This window comes from Lentibacter sp. (genome assembly GCF_965657785.1).
Classification (GTDB): domain Bacteria; phylum Pseudomonadota; class Alphaproteobacteria; order Rhodobacterales; family Rhodobacteraceae; genus Lentibacter.
On sequence record NZ_CBFHPP010000053.1, the window covers coordinates 1 to 2,829 of the forward strand.

General features: G+C 61.5%; 3 protein-coding genes. 2 read left to right on the forward strand and 1 reads right to left on the reverse strand.

The genetic code is table 11. The features are described from left to right. The first annotated feature begins 119 nt into the window (after positions 1-119). Positions 120-830, forward strand: a complete 711-nt coding sequence (locus ACTF58_RS13425; protein WP_438992471.1) for a M48 family metallopeptidase — start codon at positions 120-122, stop codon at positions 828-830. 51 nt (positions 831-881) lie between these two features. Continuing rightward, positions 882-1,547 carry a GntR family transcriptional regulator gene (locus ACTF58_RS13430; protein ID WP_438992472.1) on the forward strand — a complete coding sequence of 222 codons (666 nt, stop codon included), beginning with the start codon at positions 882-884 and terminating at the stop codon, positions 1,545-1,547. Positions 1,548-1,747: 200 nt separating this feature from the next. On the opposite strand, the gene ACTF58_RS13435 is transcribed toward ACTF58_RS13430, so the two are convergent. Further along, entirely contained in the window at positions 1,748-2,710 is a 963-nt protein-coding gene (locus ACTF58_RS13435; RefSeq protein WP_438992473.1) for an acetyl-CoA carboxylase carboxyltransferase subunit alpha, read from the reverse strand. Positions 2,711-2,829 lie beyond the last annotated feature (119 nt).

A 2,829-nucleotide genomic window follows, 5' to 3' on the forward strand; every position in this document is an offset into this window, starting at 1 on the left:
ACCTCTTTCAATTCGGGTCTTGTCGGTGATCAGCGCCAACTGCCATAACAGAGCAGGGGTGTCAAAGCCTTTCGCCAAAACAACTCTGACGATGGGCCTTTGCGCCACAAGGGAAATCTATGAACACTTTCGTTCTGGAAAGCGATGAGGCGGGTGCGCCGCGCGTTGAAGTGCGTCTCAAGCGCTCCTCACAGGCCAAACGCCTGTCTTTGCGTGTGTCCCAGCTCGATGGCCGCGTCACACTCACCTTGCCGCGCCATGCCTCCCAGGCCGAGGCCACAGGCTTTATCCGCGAAAAGGCCGCATGGCTGCGCCGCCACGTTGCGCGCTTTGAGGCCGATGTGCCTGTAGGGCAGGGCAGCGAGCTGCCGCTTGAAGGCCGCCTGATTCGCGTGGTGCAGGGCGAGGGCCGCAGGGTTGTCCTGAAGGAAGACCAGCTCTTTGTGCCGGGGCCGCCCGAGCGCACTGGCGCACGCATAAGCGGCTTTTTGAAAGAACTGGCGCGGGATCGGCTGACAGCTGCGTCTGATGGCTATTCTGCTGCGCTTGGCCGCCCCTTTGCGCGGATCTCAATGCGCGACACCCGCTCGCGCTGGGGCTCTTGCAGTTCGCAAGGCACGCTGATGTATTCCTGGCGGCTGATTATGGCGCCGCCCGAAGTGATGCGCTATGTGGCGGCACATGAAGTCGCCCATCTCGCCGAGATGAATCACTCCCCCGCTTTCTGGCAGGTGGTGCAGACGCTCTATGGCGCGCACCATCGCGAACGCGGCTGGCTGCGCGAGCACGGGGCGACATTGCACAAATACCGCTTCACCTCATCTACGTGATCACAAATCCCTGAGATTGACAATGATCGGCTTTTGTGATCACAAATATCCATGCAAAGCCATATACCCTCCCCCGCGAGCCCGCGCAGCGACAATACCTCCTCGGCCCATGACAAAGTCTACCGTGGGCTACGCACCCGTATCATGCACGGCGAACTGCCTCCGGCTCACGCCCTGACGCTGCGGGGGATCGGACGGGAATTTGATGTCTCCATGACGCCTGCGCGCGAAGCCGTGCAGCGCCTTGTCGCGGAAGGAGCGCTGTTCATGTCCTCCTCGGGCCGCGTCGCAACGCCCGAGCTCTCCAACGAACGCATCGAAGAACTGGCCGCCCTGCGCGCACTGCTAGAGGTCGAGCTATCAAGCCGCGCTCTGCCCCGCGCACACATGGCACTGATCGAGCGCCTCCAGACGATCAACGGCACGATCGCCGAAGCCATCGCCCATAAAGACGCAGTGGCCTATATCCGCACCAATCTGGAGTTCCACCGCACGCTCTATCTGCGCGCCCAGGCCCCCGCCATGCTGGCGATGTGCGAGACAGTCTGGTTGCAACTCGGCCCGACAATGCGCGCGCTCTATGGCCGGCTGCAGCGGACAGAGCTGCCGCAGTTTCACCGTGCCATCGTCGCCGCCCTGCGCGCTGGCGATGAGCCAGGCCTGCGCCTTGCCGTGCGCTCGGATGTCACCGCAGGCCTCAAACTTCTCGCAAGCTGAACCTGTCTTCCTCTTTCTCTCAATATCCCGGGGGTGCGGGGGCTGGCCCCCGCATGGGTCGGATTGCACGAAGTGCAATTCGAAGGCGGGTCGCGTTAGAGTTTCGAATTTCGCTACGCGAAATCCGACTGCCTGGGGGCTTTGCCCCCAGACCCCCAGGATATTTTCAGAAAGAGGAAGTTTAAAGGCGGGCTTGAAGGTTAGGCTGCCAAGCCCTTTGAGCCAAGGTCAAGATACTTCTTGCGCCTCATTGCAATGAGCGCTTTGCCGTTTTTGCCGTCGAGTTCTTTGAGCATCTCGTCCAACGCCGTGCGCACAGCGTCGAGGGTTGCGGCTTTGTCGCGGTGGGCGCCGCCGAGGGGTTCTTTGATGACGCGGTCAACAACGCCAAGTTGGGTGAGGTCTTTGGCCGTCAGGCGCAGGGCCTCGGCGGCCTCACGCATTTTTTCGGCGTCTTTCCACAGGATCGAGGCACAGCCCTCGGGGGTGATTACCGAATAGATCGAATGCTCCAGCATGGCGACACGGTCGCCCGTTGCAAAGGCCACAGCCCCGCCAGAGCCGCCTTCGCCGATGATAATCGAGATCAGCGGCACGCCCGCCTGCAAGCACGCCTCTGTCGAGCGCGCAATCGCTTCTGATTGACCGCGCTCTTCGGCGCCCTTCCCAGGATAGGCCCCTGCCGTGTCAATCAGCGTCACAACAGGCAGGCCAAACTTGCCTGCCATTTCGATCAGCCGCACAGCCTTGCGGTAGCCCTCAGGGCGCGCCATGCCGAAGTTGTGCTTGATGCGGCCCTTGGTATCGCTGCCCTTTTCATGGCCAATGACCATCACGGGCTTGCCGTCGAACCGCGCCAATCCGCCCATGACGGCGGCATCATCAGCAAAGTTCCGGTCACCGGCCAGCGGGGTATATTCGCTAAACAGCGCTTTGATGTAATCCGAGCAATGCGGGCGGTCCGGGTGACGCGCCACTTGGCATTTGCGCCAAGGGGTCAGCTCCTTATAGAGCGCGACAAGCATATCTGCGGCCTTTTTGTCCAAGGCCGAGGCTTCCGCCTCAATGTCCATTCCCTCGCTTTGCCGCGCCATAGCGCGCAGCTCTTCCGCTTTGCCTTCAATCTCGGCCAGTGGCTTTTCAAAATCGAGGTAGTTGGTCATGCTGTGCTCCTGCCAAATCGTCAAAACTATATGGCCGCTCTCTAGAGCAAATGCAATCGTTGCGCGCGGCGCAGGCCGCAGAAGCGCCCGCGCCGCGCAGGGGGGGGCTTATAGAGCCG